The following is a 3771-nucleotide window of genomic DNA, read 5'->3' on the forward strand; positions in this document are numbered from 1 at the left end:
ATACTCATTCAGCTGCTCATTTAAGACGTCGACTCCCGCAACTTTGCTCGCCAAAGACCCTGGAAGCGGTTCAACCACTGAAGCGCCTTCCAAAAACACGGTAAACGACTCTTTTGTAAACCCCGATAACTCCGAACCGATGAAGCTCGCCTCTTGAGCGAGATAAGAACTTAGCACTCCACCCAAAACAGACTCTGCAACCACCCCCCACTCGGGAGCAATCTGAATACAGTCTATAAGAGGCTTTAATTCCTGCGCACTGGCAAACTCCTTAAAGCTAGACTCTACTGTAGCTCTCGCATCCTGCTGAATCGCATCCAGTGACGACAACGCAGCTTTATCACTTGCAAGTAAGCTTCGCGACTCCGATATCGCCTCCTCCAATTCGCTTAGCTTCGCTTTATCTAACAGCAGTTGCTGCTCAATGGATTCTGCCTCAACTTTGGTTTGCCCAATTTGCGCATCTATTTCAGCAAGTTCTGCATCTCCGCATTCATCACCGAGCGAACCACTCTGCGCATCAAGCTGAGTTTGTTCCTGACTTAATGAAACCAAGCGGTCATTGTATTGCTGAATGCGCGCCTCTAACTGTGATACCTGTGCCTGACTTGATTCGGCATCGCTGCGCGCTTGCGCATACGCTTCCTGTAAGCGCTCATTACCTTGCAGCCATTCCTGAAAGCGCGACTCAGCCAACTCCACCCGCTCCAACTGAACCTCTTGCTGTTCAACAAGCAATTCCAGCTCAGGCGCCATTTCTTCAACTTCAAGACTACGATCCTGTAACTCTTCTGACAAAAGACGCTTTCGCTCCTCAGAGCGACGAATATCATCACTGATTCTTAGCTTTTGCTCTGCGGCGCGCTCGGCCTTCTCGCGCTCAAACTTCAACTCTTGCTCAAACTTGGCTATTTCAGCACCTGACTGATAATAGCTGGCCTGCAGTGCTTGAAACCCCTCAATTGTCTCTTCGAGCTCTGCGCGCGCTGCCTCGATTTTCGACTGGCCAGTTGCTTTCTCTAATACCGAAAGCTCTATACTTTCCTCTAGCGACGCGCACTGCTTGCTGTGCTCTTCACGCGCAACCGAAAGCGCATTCCAATCAATCGCAGCCAACAAAGCCCCTGTTTTTCGCTCTTGCGCTTTGTACTCTTTATAACGCTCAGCTGCCGATGCCTGACGCTTTAACGTCGCAAGTTGCTTGCCTAACTCTTCGCGAATATCAGACAGCCGATCTAAATTCTCCTGAGTTCGCCGCATACGATTTTCTGTTTCTCTGCGACGCTCTCTATACTTGGAGATACCCGCCGCCTCTTCCAGGTAGACGCGCAACTCCTCTGGCTTGCTCTCAATTAAGCGAGATATCATCCCTTGCTCAATAATGGCGTAGCTCCGCGGCCCCATGCCAGTTCCAAGAAAAATATCGGTCACGTCTCGACGTCGGCACTTGGAACCATTTAGAAAATACTGAGACTGTCCTTCTCGCGTTACCTGGCGCTTGATCGATATCTCGCTAAACGCAGCAAATTCACCAACTAACTGCCCTTCGCTATTGTCAAACAAAAGCTCAATCGAAGCCCTACCAACCGGCTGGCGATGCGTAGAGCCGTTAAAGATAACGTCCGTCATCGACTCCCCACGCAAATGCTTCGCAGAGCTCTCTCCCATGACCCATCGCACGGCGTCAATGACATTGGATTTTCCGCAACCGTTAGGACCCACGATCGCTGTCATATTTGTAGGAAAAGGCACAACTGTCGAGTCAACAAAAGACTTAAAGCCGACCAATTTGATGGATTTCAAACGCATTAAAAAACGATTACCTGAAGGTTTTTGTTATTACAAGTTGCTAGCAATGTTGCGCAAAACAACCCTTGCTTGCAAGCAGAATAAACTTCCTCTAGCACCGGCGGCGACGCCGTCATTTTTTTGACCGCAACCTTCAAAAACATCAAGAAAGATGTCAGAAGGCCGTCACAGCACCCCAAAAAACCATTTAAGCCTTTGTTTTTATAGCTCATTTTATTCTTGGCACACCGCTCGCTTAACAGAACCAAAATCAACATTACGTCTATTACGTTGTAAGAATCAAGGGATCATTATGGATACCAACGACAAAGCGGCACAAACAATCGACTTCAACCGCGCCAAGGTAACTTCGACCTACAAAAACATTAGCAGACAGATCGTTGACTCTAATGACGCGGTGACTCGAACAGTACGAAGACTGCAAACGACGCTTGATATCGGAACCCTAATCGAGATATTTGTTCAAGAGCTTTCGGAACTTATTCGTCCCGGCCTTGTTCGATTTCAAACCAACGATGGCAATGCGTACAGCTTTGGGGAGGAATCAGGCGCGCACAATTGCCAATTCAACCTAGCTATTGAAAACACCAAACTCGGCAAACTTACTATTAATCGCCGTAAACGCTACACAGAAGAAGAAATTTCGATCGTAGAATTCATGGCTAGCACCTTGGTATTTCCCCTCAAAAACGCCCTGCTATACCAAGAGGCACTGGCAAACGCATTAACTGACGAACTTACCGGCATGGGAAACAAACGTGCATTGCAAGCCAGCCTGCACAGAGAAGCAGAGCGTGCGGTTCGCCACAAAACACCGCTTACAGCGATCATGATGGACGTCGACCACTTCAAGTCCATCAATGACCAGCACGGCCACGATTGTGGCGATGTCGTTCTCAAACAGCTCGCAACACTCATAAAAGACAACTTCAGAAAAAGCGACTTATGCTTCCGATATGGAGGAGAAGAGTTTTTACTGCTTCTTGATGATGCTGACATCGACCAAGCGAAATTTACCGCCGAGCGACTAAGACAAACTATTGAGAATCATCTGTTTGCCTACGAAGAAGCAAACCTTGCGGTTACCGCGAGCTTTGGATGCGCTGAGTTTGAGGCAGATGAAGCGCTACAAGACTTTATCAATCGCGCCGACAAAGCGTTATACGCGGCAAAACGCACCGGCCGCAATCAGGTTATAACAGTCAACAAATCGATCAGCGATCGCCCTGAAGCCAAGAAGGCTTGAGGGCAATGCTAAAGTGAGTACATGAGGCTAGCGACGCTTGGTCCGCGAAGGCTTAGTCTTAAAGGCCCTGCGTTGCTTACGCTGATCTTCCGCCTTCACTTTGGGGTCTTTGGCTTTTATCCGAACAGGAGGCAAAGAGACAATCGACCTCAACTCGTTGATTTCTTTATTGTTCAATTCCTCCCACGCGCCAACCTTCAAACGGCTTGGTAGAAAGATACAACCATAGCGAACGCGCTTTAGGCGGCTTACCTGCACACCCTGCGACTCCCAAAGCCGACGCACCTCACGATTACGACCTTCCATCAACACGACATGAAACCACTGATTTGTGGAATCGCCACCCGCTGGTTGAATATCCGTAAAACGCGCAACGCCATCTTCAAGCAGAACACCTTCTTTGAGTCGAGCGAGCATTGCATCATCAACTTCTCCATGAATACGCACAGCATACTCACGATCAACCTCATACGAGGGATGCATTAATCGATTCGCCAAATCACCATCCGTCGTCAAAATAAGTAAACCACTAGTATTGATATCAAGGCGACCTACAGAGATCCATCGTTGGTTCTTTAGCCTGGGGAGATTTTCGAACACAGTTGGCCGGCCTTCTGGGTCAGAACGCGAGCAAATCACGCCCTCCGGCTTGCTATAGACAATAACGCGCGGATCAATACGCACATCTGTGTCGAGCTTGACAGTCTTACCATCCA

Annotated in this window: 3 protein-coding genes; 1 reads left to right on the plus strand and 2 read right to left on the minus strand. The window is 48.6% G+C overall.

All coding sequences use genetic code 11. The features are described from left to right. A partial coding sequence (locus A3751_RS06015; RefSeq protein ID WP_156492280.1) for a chromosome segregation SMC family protein occupies window positions 1-1809 on the minus strand: 1809 nt, incomplete at its 3' end. 292 nt (window positions 1810-2101) lie between these two features. Between A3751_RS06015 and A3751_RS06020 the strand changes: the two genes are divergently transcribed. Continuing rightward, complete coding sequence (locus tag A3751_RS06020; protein ID WP_197466202.1) at window positions 2102-3055, plus strand: GGDEF domain-containing protein; 954 nt, start codon at window positions 2102-2104, stop codon at window positions 3053-3055. Window positions 3056-3082: 27 nt separating this feature from the next. Here A3751_RS06020 and A3751_RS06025 read toward each other — a convergent pair. Then, a partial coding sequence (locus A3751_RS06025) for a pseudouridine synthase (protein WP_068453385.1) occupies window positions 3083-3771 on the minus strand: 689 nt, incomplete at its 5' end.

This window comes from Oleiphilus sp. HI0080, assembly GCF_001635135.1.